This window comes from Paenibacillus sp. FSL M7-0420, assembly GCF_038002345.1.
Lineage (GTDB): Bacteria > Bacillota > Bacilli > Paenibacillales > Paenibacillaceae > Paenibacillus_AQ.
In genome coordinates this window covers 2,019,327-2,035,292 of the sequence record NZ_JBBOCJ010000001.1, presented here as the reverse complement: position 1 = coordinate 2,035,292, position 15,966 = coordinate 2,019,327, and the positions used below count along the sequence as shown (strand labels likewise).

Annotated in this window: 13 protein-coding genes; 3 read left to right on the top strand and 10 right to left on the bottom strand. The window is 53.9% G+C overall.

Going from position 1 to position 15,966, the window contains the following annotated elements:
- Positions 1-8: 8 nt before the first annotated feature.
- Positions 9-2,000 carry a Na+/H+ antiporter gene (locus MKX51_RS08545; RefSeq protein ID WP_340992059.1) on the bottom strand — a complete coding sequence of 664 codons (1,992 nt, stop codon included), beginning with the start codon at positions 1,998-2,000 and terminating at the stop codon, positions 9-11.
- A gap of 269 nt (positions 2,001-2,269) precedes the next feature.
- Between MKX51_RS08545 and MKX51_RS08540 the strand changes: the two genes are divergently transcribed.
- On the top strand, positions 2,270-2,935 hold the full coding sequence (locus MKX51_RS08540; protein WP_076079130.1) for a hypothetical protein: 666 nt from the start codon (positions 2,270-2,272) through the stop codon (positions 2,933-2,935).
- A 380-nt stretch (positions 2,936-3,315) separates the two neighbouring features.
- On the opposite strand, the gene MKX51_RS08535 is transcribed toward MKX51_RS08540, so the two are convergent.
- From MKX51_RS08535 to MKX51_RS08495, 9 genes are all read right to left on the bottom strand, one after another.
- Positions 3,316-4,629: an ABC transporter substrate-binding protein gene (locus MKX51_RS08535; RefSeq protein WP_340992058.1), complete on the bottom strand. Its 1,314-nt coding sequence runs from the start codon at positions 4,627-4,629 to the stop codon at positions 3,316-3,318.
- 2 nt (positions 4,630-4,631) lie between these two features.
- Positions 4,632-6,431: a sensor histidine kinase gene (locus MKX51_RS08530; protein ID WP_340992057.1), complete on the bottom strand. Its 1,800-nt coding sequence runs from the start codon at positions 6,429-6,431 to the stop codon at positions 4,632-4,634.
- A 118-nt stretch (positions 6,432-6,549) separates the two neighbouring features.
- A complete protein-coding gene (locus MKX51_RS08525) occupies positions 6,550-7,218 on the bottom strand; it encodes a hypothetical protein (protein ID WP_340992055.1) in 669 nt (222 codons plus the stop codon).
- Between the two features lie 15 nt (positions 7,219-7,233).
- Entirely contained in the window at positions 7,234-9,378 is a 2,145-nt protein-coding gene (locus tag MKX51_RS08520) for a hydantoinase/oxoprolinase family protein (protein ID WP_340992054.1), read from the bottom strand.
- A 42-nt stretch (positions 9,379-9,420) separates the two neighbouring features.
- Positions 9,421-10,704, bottom strand: a complete 1,284-nt coding sequence (locus MKX51_RS08515; protein ID WP_340944638.1) for a citrate transporter — start codon at positions 10,702-10,704, stop codon at positions 9,421-9,423.
- 104 nt (positions 10,705-10,808) lie between these two features.
- Positions 10,809-12,158 (bottom strand): FAD-dependent oxidoreductase, encoded by a 1,350-nt coding sequence (locus MKX51_RS08510; protein ID WP_340992053.1) that lies wholly within the window; start codon positions 12,156-12,158, stop codon positions 10,809-10,811.
- Positions 12,159-12,196: 38 nt separating this feature from the next.
- Entirely contained in the window at positions 12,197-12,937 is a 741-nt protein-coding gene (locus tag MKX51_RS08505; RefSeq protein WP_340992052.1) for a response regulator transcription factor, read from the bottom strand.
- Between the two features lie 270 nt (positions 12,938-13,207).
- The gene (locus tag MKX51_RS08500) at positions 13,208-13,936 is read right to left on the bottom strand and encodes an HAD family hydrolase (RefSeq protein WP_340992051.1); all 729 of its coding nucleotides are present in this window, start codon (positions 13,934-13,936) and stop codon (positions 13,208-13,210) included.
- A gap of 172 nt (positions 13,937-14,108) precedes the next feature.
- Complete coding sequence (locus MKX51_RS08495) at positions 14,109-14,366, bottom strand: AbrB/MazE/SpoVT family DNA-binding domain-containing protein (RefSeq protein ID WP_036721536.1); 258 nt, start codon at positions 14,364-14,366, stop codon at positions 14,109-14,111.
- Positions 14,367-14,751: 385 nt separating this feature from the next.
- On the opposite strand from MKX51_RS08495, the gene MKX51_RS08490 reads away from it, so the two are divergent.
- Positions 14,752-15,171 (top strand): MarR family winged helix-turn-helix transcriptional regulator, encoded by a 420-nt coding sequence (locus MKX51_RS08490; protein WP_340992050.1) that lies wholly within the window; start codon positions 14,752-14,754, stop codon positions 15,169-15,171.
- A gap of 143 nt (positions 15,172-15,314) precedes the next feature.
- Positions 15,315-15,950 carry a hypothetical protein gene (locus MKX51_RS08485; protein ID WP_340992049.1) on the top strand — a complete coding sequence of 212 codons (636 nt, stop codon included), beginning with the start codon at positions 15,315-15,317 and terminating at the stop codon, positions 15,948-15,950.
- Positions 15,951-15,966 lie beyond the last annotated feature (16 nt).

Below are 15,966 nucleotides of genomic sequence, written 5' to 3'. Positions count from 1 at the left end.
AATAGGGCTCAATAGCCCATCTCTTCCCGCAAATCATGTTCCATGAACAGGATATCACGTTTCATTTCCTTCATGCTAGCTCTAGAGATCCGTCCGGCTTCGAACATAAGTTGAATGTTATCACGCTCTAGCTGAATGCCCGCGCGGGACAGCTCATGCAGCGACTCTTCGAACTCCCGCTTCGTAGCAGAGATGGACTCCGGACGGGTTAACCGCATTCTTCCCCGCTCATAGCGCAGAATCAGGGCGCTGATCACTTCAGGCTCCATCTCCCCCGTATTTTGCAGCTCTCTCAGCTTCTCAAGAACGTAAGCGAAAATCCCGGATTGCAGCCGGTTCGATTCCTCACGCCGCTCCTGCGCGCTTAAGCGGACCTGCTGGATGACACCGGTGATTTCTTCCCAGCTTTTGAACGGAATCAGATCATTCTTGTACTGCGGATCACGGGTGTAGATGAACAACTGCCGGTTCAGCCGGTTCAGATAACGGTATGCCGTATACGGGTTCACCTCGTGCTGCTTAAGCGCAAGCATCGTGTATTCCCTCTGCCACTTGAGCGCCTTCACTCCAAGCTTTCGTTCCATTTCCTCGGCCTCTTCATTCTTCTTCAGCATGCGGATTCGTGTGTTATAGATGCCGGTTAGATGGTTCAAAGCCAGGCGGGACTGGTCTGTAGCCTGCTCATTTAGCCCCGCAACCACGCTGCGCAGAATTTCGATCCGGGCCTGGGCTTCCTCGGCGCTATGCTCCGCTTCATGATCTGAGCCAAGCAGCAGCGGCAGCAGAAAGTTAGACGCCAGCAGGGTCCACAGAATGACACCCGCCGCCAGGAAAATAATCAGGTCCCTCGCCGGAAAGTAAGAGCCGTCATCCAGGAAAAACGGCAGTGACATCGTACTCGCCAGGGTAATCGTACCGCGCACTCCTGACAGTGTGAGAATCAGTGCCTTCTTGAACTCCAGCTTCCAGGGTCCGCGCGGCTCCTCCCCTTCGGGGATATCCATAACCAGCATCCAGATCAGCCTCAGACCGAGGACAGCAGCGGTTAAGAGGAGGGTATACAGGATAACCTGGACATTCCCTATTTCCGGGTTGTTCCAGACCGTTTGTATGATCTCCGGCAATTGGGTGCCCAGCAGCAGGAAGACCAGTCCGTTCAGGACGAAGATAATGACGGACCAGGTGCTTTTGGATACGATATTCAGCTTGGCTACCTCAGGATTCATCTGCTTATATCCGAAGGAATGGGCAATCCCGGCGCTCACAACCGCCAGAATTCCATTGACCCCCAATTCCTCGGCGGCCATAAAAATAGCAAACGGCGTCAGGATCTCAATCAGCATATGTAGCGTCACATTCTCCATCCCTAGCCTGCGCAGCCAGCGGACGATCCCGTATTTAATGAATGTCAGCACAAGACCCAGCACCACACCGCCAAGAGAAATGGAGATAAAGCTCAGACTGGCCGTTTTGAAAGAGAATGCGCCTGTGACCATAGCTGCGACTGCAAATTGAAAGGATACCAGACCCGATGCGTCGTTAATCAAAGATTCTCCTTCGAGAATTTGCATCGTCTGATGGGGAATTTTCACCTTTTGCTCCAGTGCGCCTACAGCGATCGCATCCGTAGGGGCCAGTGCCGCCGCCAGCGCAAACGCAGCCGCCAGAGGCAGTACCGGTAGCAGCCAGTGCAGGAAATAGCCCAGCACCCCTACCGTTAGAAAAACCAGTCCCAACGCCAACAGCAAAATCGGCTTTTTCAGCTTCCATAAGGCCACTTTATCGGCAAGCCTGCCGTCATTGAACAGCAAGGGAGCAATGAATAACAGCAGGAACAGCTCCGGGTTCAGCTCCAGCTCGAAATGCAGGGGCAGCCAGGTCAAGGCCATCCCCAGTGCAATCTGAATGATCGGCACGGAGAGCGAGGGGATGAACCGGTTCACCAGATTTGACAGCGACACGGCTGCCAGCATCAACAAAATATACTCAAATAATTCCAATCGGACAAACCTCCATCTCTACACTTGCTTGTGCAGATACTAAATTACGTTATGTATGTAAACTCAGTATAAACGATCTGGGAGGAAATATCCTCTTGGCGGCTGCTATAGATTACATACAAATGGTTAATGTACGGACATCGATAAACCATTTATTGCCGCTCGCCCGTGTGCTGGCGTATAATTAGCTCAGACGAAGAACGTCCCAAGCCATCGCTGGCAGAGGGGCGTTCTTTTTTTTGCGTAAAGGAGAGATGGAGGGAATGGAAATGGATTTTGAAAAAGCGCATCAGCTGCTCTTGGACCATCATTTGTCGATCAGAACAGGAGAGCGCAGAGGCCGGCTGTCACGGGGGCATCAGTATGCAGAGAAGCTGCTTCTGCGTAATGTCTGGTGGCCGCTGTTTGGCAATCTGGATGATCTGCATCCGGAGTATGAGGTCTACGACTGGAACCGTAAATCGCAATTTCTGGATGTTGCTTTTCTTCCGTCGTACGGAAAATTCGGCCTGGAATGTGACGGTTACCAGAGCCATGTGAAGGATATGGACCGTGAAAGGTTCAGCTACTCGCTGAATCGGGAGAATTATCTGAACGGACTGGGCTGGAGGATTATACATTTCTCCTTCGATGATGTGCAGAATCGTCCGGAAATCTGCCGCATGCTGCTGCAAATGGTCATTTCCCCTTCTTTGCTCCGTGTTCCGACAGGACCCTCACTTTCACCGAGGGAAAGAGAGATTGTCAGACTCTCCTTGAGTCAAAAAAAGGGGTTACGGCCCAAAGATCTGATGCTCCAGTACAATATGAGCTTTAGGACAGCACGCAAACAGCTTCAGGAGCTGGTCCATAAAGGACTGCTGCGCCCGGTCATACAAAACAGATACATTTGTTATTATGAGCCTGTGCAGGGATTGCCTGATTTGTATCAGTAAGTGCTGATGACTAGTCTTGGGTGAACCGCTCTGAGCATAGGTAAGCTTCATGAGTAAATCTACAGTATGCAATTTGGCGGGGATTGTAGCGGTTTGACAGGCTAGCAGCCTTAATAATGTTGCAGATATTGCAACTTAGCTATCTAGATACTGGGGTATGCGGGAGAATTGTTGCAGGAAATGCAGGAATCTTAACGTGAAGTTACTTAAGTGCGGAGTATTCCTGCTTTTTGTGCAACATTTTCTGATTATGGATCCTTAATGAGAGGCAATGTTGCATTATGTGCAGGAATTGTAATTGCGCTGCCGCCTCCACCTCCAAAACAGCAGGGGATGGCTCAGCGAATAGTTACAAGCACCAGCACAGAGGAACACCCCGCTTATTTCATAAGCGGGGTAACTTCAAGCTCCATTTGCCCGAGCAACTCGTCAACGGTGGACGTTTGCGTGTAGAGACCGTCCATTAACAGCTGGATCTTCGTATCTATCTGCTGCCAGTTCTTATGCCCGGGCGCGATCCGCGCCGTGGCGATCTGATCGAGAACCGCCCGCTGAATGCTCTCCGGTGAAGGCTCGGAGGCTGCCCGCAGGAAGACATCGGATTCCAGAACAGACTTGCGTGACGGGACGAAATATTGCGCGGTGATGCTCATCGACTCAGCATTGGTGATGAACTTGAGGAATTCTGCAGCCTCTGCCGGATGACTGGTCTCGAAGACAGACACTCCCGCATAGCCGAGGGAAGTCCCTGTCCCCTTAATGCCTGACGGCATCGGAGCGATGTCCCAGGCGAAATCGGTAACTGCGCGGGCCTTCGACGTATAGCTGTAACGGTCCGTATACATGCCAAGCCGGCCGCTGTCGAAGGCAATCTCATCCCCGGGCAGCGGGTGAACCTTGTTCTTGAACATCATATCGCTATAGAGCTGCAGCGCTTCCTTCCCTGCGGGGGAATTCAGCGCAAACGATGCTCCGCTGCTGTCGAACAGCTCTGCACCATGCGACCAGAGCAGCGGCAGCAGCGCATCCGACCAATTGTTCCAGTCGCGGACCAGCTTCACGCCGTAGATGCCGCGCTGCGGGTCGGTGAGGCTTCGCGCCGCCTTGAGGAACTCCTCATAATTCCATTTCCCTTCCTCGTACAGCTCCGTTGGCGTCTTCAGGCCGTTCTTCAGGAACAGATCCTTATTGTAATAGATCAGCACCGGGGGCGTGGAGAACGGGATGCCGTATAACTGGTCTCCACGCTTGAAGATGTCGAGCGTAGAAGGATAGATATCCTCATACTGATATCCGGCGTCTTCCTTCACCTCCGCTGCAATATCCACCAGCTGGCCCGATTCCAGGAGCTGCGGAATCATCCGCTCCGCCAGCCAGCCGGCATCCGGCGCGGTACGGGAGGCCATCATAATCGACAGCTTTTGCTGGTAGTCAGCAAAAGGAATCGTCATGATCTCCACCTCTATCCCGGAATGAAGCTGTTCAAATTCATCCACCAGCTCCTGGACCATCGCCTTCTGCGCATCATTGCCCCAGATGCTGAACTTCAGCTTCACAGGCTCCTGCACAGCAGCCGTCACCGTCCCTCCTTCTCCATCCCCCGCTTTCCCGTCAGCCGCTCCGCTCCCTGCACCTGAGGAGCACCCTGTAGCCAGCAGCACTGCAGCAATCAGACCTAGCAGCCTTGTCCGCATCCTTATGCCTCCTCCTGTCTGTCCCCGTCAGGGCCGGTATTGTTCATCGCTTCCCAGTTCATAGGCAGCCGCAGCGAGACCGTTACACCGCGCTCTGCCGTGTTATCCAGTGTCAGGCCGTAAGGCTCTCCATAGAGCAGCCGCAGCCGCTGATGGACATTGCGCAGCGCGAACCCCTTGAGTATCCGGCCAAATCCTCCCTGCTCCGCATCGGCTGCGGCCCGGGGCTGACGGCCATATAGCTGTTCTTCAAGCTCCAGCATCCGTGCGCCGTCGATGCCAAGGCCGTCATCCTTGACCGACAGGACCAGATCCTCTTCGTCCACAGAAGCGGCCAAGGTAAGATGCAGCGTATCCGGTCCCATCGCATGTTCAATGACATTCTCGATCAACGGCTGCAGAATCAGCTTCGGCACCATACAGTAATCGAAGGAAGAATCAATGTGAATTACAGCTTGCAGCTTGTCCCCCAGGCGCATGCCCTGAATGCGCAGGTACGCTTCCACGAATTTCACCTCATCCAGCACATACACCATCTGTTCCCGGTGGCCTACGGTATAACGCAGCAGCTTGCCGAGACTAGTTACCACACCAGAGAGCTCCCGGGTATTGCCCTGAAGGGCCAGCATGTTCACCATCTCCAGCGTATTGTACAGAAAATGCGGATGAATCTGGCTCTGCAGCGCCAGCAGCTCTGCCTCCCGCTCTTTCAGCCGGGTCTCATAGACCTCTTTGACCAGACGGTCGATCTCGCCGATCATCGTATTGAACCCTTCGGTCAGCTGCCCGATTTCATCGCTGGTGGTGACTGTCGCACGTTCCAGGAACAGCCCCCGCTTCACCTGCCTCATCTTCGACTGGAGATGGGCAATCGGCTTAATCAGGCGGCTGGACAGCAGAATAGCTGCCGCATAAGCCGCCATCAAGGCAATAATGGACACCACCAGCGTAGAGTTGGTTAATTCACGGGCATCCTCCCGGAGCTGCGCCCGCGGCATCAGCGAGGTCACCTTAAGTCCCGTGTACGAAGATTGCGCAGAAGCCGTAATGTAAGACTCCCGCGAGTCGGGAAGCTTGTCCGCTTCCGAGTACAGGACCACCTGATCTTTGCCCGTAATCTGCAGCAGGCCGCTCCCGCTGGAACGTACCGTTGATACAATAGACCCGAAGCCCCGCGCCGTCAGATCCACTTTGACGATTCCCAGCATTGCATTGGTGTACGGCTCACGGATAACCCTGGCCACAGAGATAATTCCCTGCTTCCGTTCTGTATAATAGGCTGCGGCATGCGGCGGAAGGATGGTCAGGCCCCCGTCCTCCCGTTCTACGGTATCCATCCAGTCTGCCATGCTGCGGTCCCACCGCTTCCTTACACTCTGGTCCAGATTGCTGAAGATGCCGCCGTCATTGGTGAATACCAGAATGCTCTCGATTTCCCCCCTGTCAAAAGCCAGCGAAGAGATAAACAGGTTCATCTTCAGCGTCTCATCCGTGCTCAGATAGGTGCCGGGCTTCTCCGGGTCCCTGTGCTTGCGGAGAATGTGCATCATATCCTCATCATACAGAGGTGCAAGCGTCAGACGGTCCAGCTCTTTAATATAATGCTCCAGATTAATATTAATCTGGCTGACAACCTGATTGGACAGCTCCACCGTGCTGCGTTCTACTCCGGCAATATATTTCTTATAGCTGATAGTGCCGATGATCAGGAACGGAATGGTAATCAGCAGGCAGAATAAAATGATAAACTTCGTGCGCAGCGGCACATAAGCGGACCGGTTGAATCTTTTACCGGATAACATGCGGAACAGCCTCCCGGACTCTGGTTTCTTACACAAAGATAGCATAATTTGAGTATCAAGTCAGAGGAGTTCACCATGGGTATTTACTGGCAAAAGGCAGCTGCCCGGAGATTCCGGCTCAGCTATTCTCAAGCTCGCTTGACCAGACCTCCGTCTGCCTCCAGAATTCGGCGGCTGTCAGTGTCCCGCTGTGAATCATATATGCGTAATCCAGCAGATTCGGCAAGCAGGGCAGGTCCAGCAGATAACGGCTGAACGCATGCGCGGCGATCTCCGAGGTCTTCGTTACGCCCGCCCAGATGCGCAGCGGCCCCAGGGAGAGGCTGCTGATGTCATCCAGCCGCTTATTGGTGTAGCCCAGCTCCGTGAACTCCAGATCATGGAACAGCTCATGGGCAAGATGAATGTCTGTAACCTCCTTGAGGCTGAAGGAACTGCCGGGAAGCAGCACACCGGCACATTGCCGCAGCTCCTCCATGGAGGAGCGGTACAGCGTAATGACGCGTTCCTTGGCCGACAGCTCAATCTGGGCGCGGAAGCGGATCTGCCCGATGGTGCCCTGCCGTTCATTGAGGTTCACCTGGATGCCCCTGTCCCTGCAGATGGCTCCGACATCCGTGCCATAACGGGCCTTGAAGGCCAGTGCCTGCTCCCTGCCAATGGCAAGCGGCTGCTCCACATAATAACGCCGTTTGCTGTGCGGTATTCTGTGAAACAACAGGTCGTTCTTCAGCTCGGCATACCCCAGTACATGATCGCCGGGCACTGTCTTTACAGCCGTCTTCATCCTCCTGTCCACCTCCTACTGATAGACGACGGCGAGCAATTCGCTGTTGTCCTCAAGCAATTGCGTCTCCACTTCAAGAATGGAGAACAGCTGCTCCTTGGTCTGCATCCCGGTCAGATCGAGCATTTTTTCCTTATAGAAGATGAAGGTCTTGGGGATCGTGGCATTGGCGTCCGAATAGATCGTATTCTCCTCCAGGAAGGAGGCGAACCGGTCGGCCATATTCTTCTTCAAAAAAGCCAGATGATACGCATTGCTCTTCTTGAAGCGCACCACACCCTCGCGGTCCAGCACACCGACATGGCTGAGCTTCTTCTTCACCAGCCCGAACATCGACTTCTTAATCTCGCTGGATTCGAACAGATACCATCTGCCGGAGGCCGCCTTCAGCTCCGTCTTGTCCGCGGGCTGTCCCAGCGCCTCCGCTGCCGTCTGCATCAGCTCGTTCACCGGCACCTCACGGCTGGCCAGATCCTTCGAGCGCAGCTCGGTGGAGCCGGTGGCGATCGCCCGCAGAATATTGCGCTGGGAGTCAATCTCGATCGTGACATCGACTGTGGCTTCATTCGCCCCTGACTGGACGATCTTCTCCATAATCTCTGCCCGGATCAGCTTGATGTCATGCTCGGTGGCACCCACGACGGTCTTCTCGATCTGCTCGCGGACCATGGCCATTCCGACGCCAATCGTGGAGATATACGGTGCGTTATTCGCAATCTGGTGCTTGAAGCCCTCCTTCGCCGCCATGGCCGGGACCAGAACCGCTCCGCTTCCGCCGCCGCCCACCAGCGTAATGAAGCCGGTGTCCAGCTCATAATCGCTGATCATCTGGTTTACCACAGCCATTACCTTACGGGTGGCAATATCCATCGCTGCCTTGGCCGCCTCTTCCGCTGACATCCCGAGATGGGAACCCAGTGCCTGCCAGGCGATCCGGGTGCTCTCCAGATTCCCGCGCGCATAATCCGTCTCCGGCACATGGTTCAGCAGATTCGCCGCTCCCGCCAGTGTCAGTGCATATTCCTGTCCTCCGGCGCTGCGGACCGTGACATAATCCGGGTCTCCCTCGCGCGGACGGACAAGGCCGATAGACGGCTGCTCCAGATTCTCCTTGCCGGTGAAGCATTCGTATTCCAGTCCGGCAATATGCGCACTGCGTGGTCCGACATCCGTAATCTTGCCCCCGCCGATCTGGATCATGCTGCCCCCGGCAACGGCCAGCGTCCGCACATCCAGCGAGCGCAGATACGTCTTGTGCCCGCCGACCTGGGCGTTCTCAATCATGACCTTTCCGTTCTTGATCACAGAAATATCTACACTGGTGCCTCCGACCTCGAAGAAGATGCCGTCCGAGATCTTCTCATACATCAGGGCACCAGCCACGCCGGCCGCCAGCCCCGACAGCATGGTCAGGATCGGGCGCTTGCGCACCTCGTCGATGCTCATGACCCCGCCGTCACAGCGCATGATCATCAGCTGGGAGGTAATTCCCGCTTCTTTGACCGCCTGCTCGGTCATATTAGCCGTCTCCATCATCTTCGGAATCAGGCTCGCATTGACGACCGCTGTGCGGGTGCGGGTCTTCAGCCCGTAGAGCTGGGAGATTTCATGTCCGCCGGTGGCGTACACGCCCCGGCTGCGCGCCGCTTCCATCACTCTCAGCTCATTGGCCGGATCATCGACGCTGTAAGCTTCCGAGGCTACAATAACCTCTGCCCCCTGGGCCAGCAGCTGATCAATGGCATCATCAATGGCTTCTGCGGTAAGTTCTTTGGAGTCGATGAACTTGTGATACGTCTTCAGAAATTTGCCCGTGGCCAATTCGATATCCGCCACATTGGTCTCCGAGCGGGCACTGCGGGCATCCAGCCCCGTCCCCATCCCTACGATGCCGACACGGGCAACATCGCCTTCGAGCAGCGCATTGGTGGCCTGCGTCGTCCCGTGGGCGATGAACTTGATATCGCCGGGAAGAATCCCGTTCTCGCTCATAATCCGCTGGATAATCTGGACAATCCCGCTGGCTACCCCGCGTTTATCGTGGTGCGTGGTGGGCATTTTGACCTTGGACAGCACCTCAAAGGTCTCGTTATCTATCGCCACGGCATCCGTGAAGGTTCCTCCGACATCGATGCCGATTCTGATTTGTTTATTGCTCATAGCAGGTTCTCCTCTCCATGAAGCTTAGGTCTCTAAGAGTCTCTAAAAGGCAATCATTCCCGCAATAATCATCGAGATCATCACCGCAACGAACATCCATGGCAGCGTCTTGCGCAGCGTTTCAATAATATCCGTCTTCGTGTAATCGGCGATCCAGACATTATGCGAGTTGGTCGGATCACTGACGGCCTGCAGATTGCTCACAATACGCAGTGCGAGCATCGCTGCCACAGGGGCCATACCACCAGCCACGATCAATGCCGCGATACCGCTGCCCAGTCCCCATACGTTGAGCGGTCCACGGTAAATCGCCAGCGGAGACAACAGTGTGAAGATGAGAATATACATCAGCGGACTGGTTGGAATGATGCCTTCGATCAGCGGCTGAATCAATGAAGCCACTTGAGGTGCGGTTACCGCACTGAGCAGCATCCCGATGCCGATCATCAGACCCAGCGCACCGGCTACATCCTGAATGCCTTCTACCAGCGCACTCGACAACACATGGAATGGACGCTTAGGGGTGGCGAGCAGCAGGGTGACCAGAGCCCCCATGAAGACCGCCGAGACAATATCCACCTTCAGGAAAAACACGAGCAGCACCGGAACAAGCGGACTGATGAGCGCAACCGCTCTTACATTCTTGTTGTCCTGAGCCTGGAATTCCGGCTTGAGCGGCATCGCCCAGGCACGGCGGACCTTGCCGTCTTTGCGGGTATAATAGACGATCATAATCAGGGCAATCACAATCAGCGGGACAGCACAGACCAGCGAATAAGAAGCAATCGTGTTCGTCGGTACCTTAAGCACATCGGTATAGATCGCCCAGGTGGAGACGTTGAACACCACGCCGACCGCATTGGCCAGCAATACTACCAGGCCGCTTACAAAGGGCTTAAGCCCGGCTGTCAGCATAATAGGGATAGCGATGGTCCCGACCAGAATAACCATACCCAGGCCATTCGCAGCCGAGAAGATTACAGAGGCGGCGAGGAAAAAGATAATGGCAATCGCCAGCGGCTTATCCCCCGCCAGTTCTGCTGCCTTGCGGATAATGGTCTTCGTGATGCCGACCTTGCTGAGAATCTGGCCGAACCAGGCGCCGAAGATCAGTCCGGCGATGGCAGTAGACAGCTTCATGGCTCCACCTGCAAGCACACCCTTCGTGATGGTGAAGGTATCCGGGTTATCAGACAGGAGCGGGATACCCGCGATCGCCGCCAGCAGAATTGCCATCATCGGCAAAGCCAGCAGCGTGGTCAGCTTGCGGGTCATCATCAGACCCACAAACACAATGAATACAAGTAAAATCCCGATAATTTGCACGGTTTCCAAACCAATTCCTCCTAAAATCGTGTGAGTGATACATCCTAAATCAATGAATATTCCCTGATACAATTACTCTGATTATCGTTGTTATACGAATTAATTTACACCTCCAGATAAGCGCCATTGGCCACAAGCATCTCCTGCAAGCTCTTATAATCCACCTGCTGCACAGGTACTCTCTCTTTGACAGCCAGCGCTGCCGCCGTACCGCCAGCTTGCCCGATGGCCCCTACCGTTGGCGTTGTCCGCACAGCCGCCTGGGCTTCAAAGGTAGCCGAGAGGCATCGTCCGACCACGATCAGGTTGTCGATCTCGCTGGTGATCAGACAGCGGTAAGGGATGCCGTACATCGCGCCCCACTCCAGATGATCCGTTGCCGTTCCCTCGCCGTCCGGGCTGTGAATATCAATCGGATACCCGGAGTGGGCAATCACATCCTCGAAGGGCTTCACGGAGAGAATATCCTGCGCAGTCAGTGTATACACTCCTTTGATCTGGCGGGAGCCGCGTACGCCGATAGACGGGCCTGTGGAGACGACCACTGAATCTTCGAACCCGGGAATATACTTTTTCAGAAAAAGCTCCAGCTCCCGGCACTGCTTGCGGCCTTCAATCTCGGCCTCGCTGAGGCTCCACGGGTCTGTGCTGTCCTTGCCGAGAATGCGCGTTGTATTCATGATAATCTCACCGGGATTGCTCGTCTCGAAGAATAGCACATCCTCTCTCGGAATACTGATCTCGCCGCGCGCCTTCGCTTCACGGAATTGCTTGTCGAAGCCGACGACAGAGAGTCTGGCCGCCGAGTCCATCACCGTAATATCCAGATTCATGCGCGGAAAGTCCTCACGGTGCTCGCGGATATACGCCTTGATCTTCTCCGTGTCTACTCCCCTCATCTTCATCTTTAGGGTCATCGGCTGCGACTGCTCGTCGGATTCGCGCCCTTTGGTGAACGGGACGCCGGACCAGGCCGCCAGATCGCCATCCCCCGTAGCATCAATGAATACATCCGCCGAGATCCTGCTAAGCCCGGCTTTATTGCACAAGGTAAGCGATGTAATGCGTCTGCCGGAGACTTCAGCACCGGCCAGCATCGTATGATACAGCACCTCGCCTCCGCTCTCCTGCAGCATCAGATCCAGCTCGTATTTCATCGCTTCGGCATCGAACGGTGTCACCGAATAGGTGTAATTCGTCGCATCCGGGATATGCCCCGGCGATTTGCCGAGCGCCCGGAGCCGCTGAATCAGCTCATCGGTGATTCCCTGGATAGCCTGCTTATCCCCCGCGTGAAAAGTCATCATCGGTCCTACGCCCGCAGCAGTCAGGGTCCCGCCCAGGAACCCCCCCGCCTCGATAATCAGCGTCCGGGCGCCTGCTCTTGCTGCTGCGATAGCCGCGATGGAGCCGGACACCCCGCCTCCCGCCACAACCACTTCATATTTCCGCATCCTTGCTCCTCCTTCTTCTTCTAAAGTGAACGGTTAAATTACTGCTGCTCCCTGTATTGCGTTGGGGTGCAGCCGGTATAGTCCTTGAATACCGCCATGAAATGCTTCGAGCTTAGGTAGCCGGATAATTTGGCAACCTCATAGATTTTGAGATTCGTCTCCTTCAGCAGCTGCTTGGCCCGGTTCATCCGGCACCGGGAGACATAATCCGTGAAGTTCTGTCCGGTCTCCGTCTTGAACAGCACCGACAGGTACTGATGATTCAGATGCACCTGCTCCGCCATATATTGCAGCGAAATTTCCTGATCCAGCCGCTGGGCAACCAGTTCTTTCACTTTGCGGATCAGTTGCCTGCCCTTCTGGTCGGTCTCCCCCTCTTCCGGCTGGCCCGGCAGAGCATTCCAGGCTCCATGCTTGCGCTTGAACTCCCCTAAGGCCTGGGCCAGCTCCGTGCGGTCAACCGGCTTCAGGAGATAATCGCTGATGCCGTATTTGATGGCCTGCTTTGCATATTCGAAATCGGCATACCCGCTCAGAATCAGGATATACAATTCAGGGTACTGGTCACGGACCCGCCGGATCATCTCCAGCCCGTTCATTTCATTCATCCGTATATCCGAGATCAGGACATCAGGCTTCACACTCTTGAGTGCCTCCAGTGCAAGTCTTCCGTTCTCTGCCTCACCCACCACCTGAAAGCCGCCGATGACCTCCTCAATCAAATGCTTGAGGCCCGTACGGATCAGGGCTTCATCCTCAACCAGAAACAGCTTGTGCAACCCTATCCCTCCAAATACAGTATCTGGCCGCCGCTGCGCTTCGCCAAGCTTCTGAGGCTCATTCCTGGTGAAACGCTTACAGTACCAGTATAAAATTTGAGCACCTGCAATGAAACGGTCCTCATTCGAGAAAAGGTATGAAATTTCGAGATGTATCCGCTTCCGCTCCGCAAGATATAAAACCGGATGCCCTTCACGCCTGTAGTACGGCTGAAATGACATCCGGTTCTGCTTGCTTGTATATACACAGCCCGCTTCTGGCCTGGCTGATTACAGGCTTTGCGCTGTGCTGTTATCATACAGCGCAATCAATTCATCGAATGATGAGATAATGACATCCGAGCCCTTCAGCTCATCCTGCCGTCCGAAGCCGGCGTAGGCGCAACCGATCACGGTCTGTCCGTTGCCCTTGCCCGCCTGTACATCGGAGGAACGGTCCCCGACCATCCAGGCACTGCCGATCTTGTGATTGTCCAGCAGAAGGCCGAGCAGCTCGGTCTTCGTTGCCGTGCCCGAGCCGCCCGCGCTGTACAGCCCCTCGAACAGGTCCTTCAGCTCGTGTACGACTACGATGCTATGGATATAATCCTCCAGCCCGTTGCTGGCGACGAACAGCTTCACTCCGCGTGCGTGAAGCGCACTCAGCGTCTCGACTACCTTAGGGTACAGTACCGTCCCTCCGGCCTCCAGCCCCTCAATCTCAAGCTGCAGGAGCAGTTCATCCGCCCGGCGGTGTACCGCCTCATCCGCTTCCGGCATTACGTTCTTCCAGATATCCGCAAGCAGCATGCCTAGACTGCCCAGGATGCGCTCCTCCGGCGGAGTCGGGCCGGAATGCAGGCCTTCTTCCCGCAGGATATCAAACATTTTATGATAGGCGGGCAATAACAGGCTTTCTGTCTGGAACAGCGTACCATCCATATCAAATACGATGGCTTCCGGCTGGTTTAAGTTCGGCAGCGGTCTGTTCCCCGCCTGTGTCTGTTCTTCGTTGCTCATGAGGTGAATCATCCCTTCCAATTGTTCTTCGGTCACACGCCCTAATGATATAGGAAGCAGCAGATGTTGTCTACGAACCCCTAATTACAGAAAGGGACCGCAGTGCAAACACATGGAGTGCTTACACTGCGATCCCTTCTGTTCATACTGCCTGCTGCCTCAGAATCTTAAATTATACGTTGTCGAAGCTTGAGATCAGTTCATCAAGAACATCTTTGCTGACCATTTTACCCTTGAAGTTGATCAGGTTCTCGGAACTTCCGGAGAAGATGCAAGTAGGTTCATATTTTCTGAGAATGATCTTTTCGCCGTCCACAAAAATTTCGAGCGGATCCTTTATGTCAATTCCCATTGTTCTGCGCAGCTCAATCGGAATCACAATACGTCCCAGTTCATCTACTTTTCTTACTATGCCAGTTGCTTTCATCATTATGCATCCTCCCTTGAAATAACACTTGGATCATCATTCGGTGTTAAAAGCTATCAAAGCTTCTAATAAGTAGAAATGATTACTCTATAATTGCATTGTAAAGTGCTATTTCTTTCCTGTCAATTTTATTTCTACATCTTTTGATATTTATCGACAAAAAATTCGACAAAGTTTAGAGTTTTTTCGACAAATCTATAACCGAAAGCGTTTTATATCCATTTTATTCTTTTCATTCAATTTTTGCCCGAAATACTGTAGGGGTATGGTTGAAGCAGTTCTCCCCTTAACTTACGGCTGCTCCTTAGGAACTATGCTCTTCCTTTACTTGACAAGAAAGATATACAATCTATATATTTTACGTAATATACTATATTGGAGTGTTTCCATGAGCAAAGAAGCTGAGAAAGAGCAAGCCGTCTATACCGTCATGGAGCATATGGCCAGCGTGCAGCAAAAGTCACAGGCGTTCATAGACCGGATTACGAAAAAAGGGTCACTCTCGCAGAACCAGATCATGCTGATGTTCCTGCTGCAGCTCACCGGCTCTCTTAATATTACGGATATTTCAGAGCGACTAGTCATTACGCCGGGAGCCGCTTCGTTCATGTGCGATAAGCTGGAGGATCTGGGATACATCGAGAGAGTGCGCACGAAGGAAGACCGCAGAGTCGTCAATATTGTTCTCACCGGATCAGGCAAGCAGCACATCCTTTCTCTCTTCGACACCTTTGCATTGACTGACCTTGACAAAATATCGGCAGCACTGCAGAGTATCGATGAGCTGATGGGCGGAATGTTACAGTAGCATCAACGGCTATCCTATAAGCACAGACTGCATTTCCCATCGGGGAGTGCAGTTTTTTTGTTAAAGAACATATATTGATTAAGCATTTCATTTAATATATATTATAGTTACTTAAATAATATATAACGGTGGTGATTGAATCTATGCCTGCACTGAACCCGACACCTGCGGCCAATAAACCTCTTAAAATCAACGGCTCCCGGATCTGCCGGGGGGATTTGGATGCCTCCCATGTGGAGGTGCTGGGCCACCTGCATGTCAGCGGGAGCTTGACCACAGCACGCCTGAGGCTTAGAGGAGAATGCTCCATAGGGTTATCTTGCAATACGCAGGAGCTGAGCAGCTTCGGCAGTCTGCGCGTTCCTGAACTCAGGGGCGTGAGCATCACAGCCAATGGATACCTGTCTGTTACGGGTGAGGTTGCCGCAGAAGAATTCGAAGCTGAGGGCTGCGTACGTATAGACCGCTTGTCCTGCACGGGAACCATCCGCATCAAGCCGGGGGCCTTGTGCAAGATCAGGCACATGACCTCAGAAGGTGATATTATCGTGTCGCCCTCCTCCAGGCTGCTCCCTATTCCGCTGAGCCCTTTCCGCAAGCTGCGCTGCGGGATCATTGAGGGGGCTGACCTCACCCTATACCGGACGCAGGCAGACCTTGTGTGCGGACAGAAGGTTACGCTCGGGCCGGGATGCTCCATCCGGGAGATCCGTTACCGGGAGACGCTGACGATTCATCCACATTCCCAGGTAGGCAAGATTATTCAGATGAATACATAACGTTGGAGGTACACGA

Bases quoted from the DNA above. Each gene is read 5' to 3' on its own strand.
- MKX51_RS08520 (WP_340992054.1), bottom strand. From the start codon at position 9,378: ATGAGCAATAAACAAATCAGAATCGGCATCGATGTCGGAGGAACCTTC.
- MKX51_RS08510 (WP_340992053.1), bottom strand. From the start codon at position 12,158: ATGCGGAAATATGAAGTGGTTGTGGCGGGAGGCGGGGTGTCCGGCTCC.
- MKX51_RS08485 (WP_340992049.1), top strand. From the start codon at position 15,315: ATGCCTGCACTGAACCCGACACCTGCGGCCAATAAACCTCTTAAAATC.
- MKX51_RS08490 (WP_340992050.1), top strand. From the start codon at position 14,752: ATGAGCAAAGAAGCTGAGAAAGAGCAAGCCGTCTATACCGTCATGGAG.
- MKX51_RS08495 (WP_036721536.1), bottom strand. From the start codon at position 14,366: ATGATGAAAGCAACTGGCATAGTAAGAAAAGTAGATGAACTGGGACGT.
- MKX51_RS08525 (WP_340992055.1), bottom strand. From the start codon at position 7,218: ATGAAGACGGCTGTAAAGACAGTGCCCGGCGATCATGTACTGGGGTAT.
- MKX51_RS08500 (WP_340992051.1), bottom strand. From the start codon at position 13,936: ATGAGCAACGAAGAACAGACACAGGCGGGGAACAGACCGCTGCCGAAC.
- MKX51_RS08540 (WP_076079130.1), top strand. From the start codon at position 2,270: ATGGATTTTGAAAAAGCGCATCAGCTGCTCTTGGACCATCATTTGTCG.
- MKX51_RS08530 (WP_340992057.1), bottom strand. From the start codon at position 6,431: ATGTTATCCGGTAAAAGATTCAACCGGTCCGCTTATGTGCCGCTGCGC.
- MKX51_RS08535 (WP_340992058.1), bottom strand. From the start codon at position 4,629: ATGCGGACAAGGCTGCTAGGTCTGATTGCTGCAGTGCTGCTGGCTACA.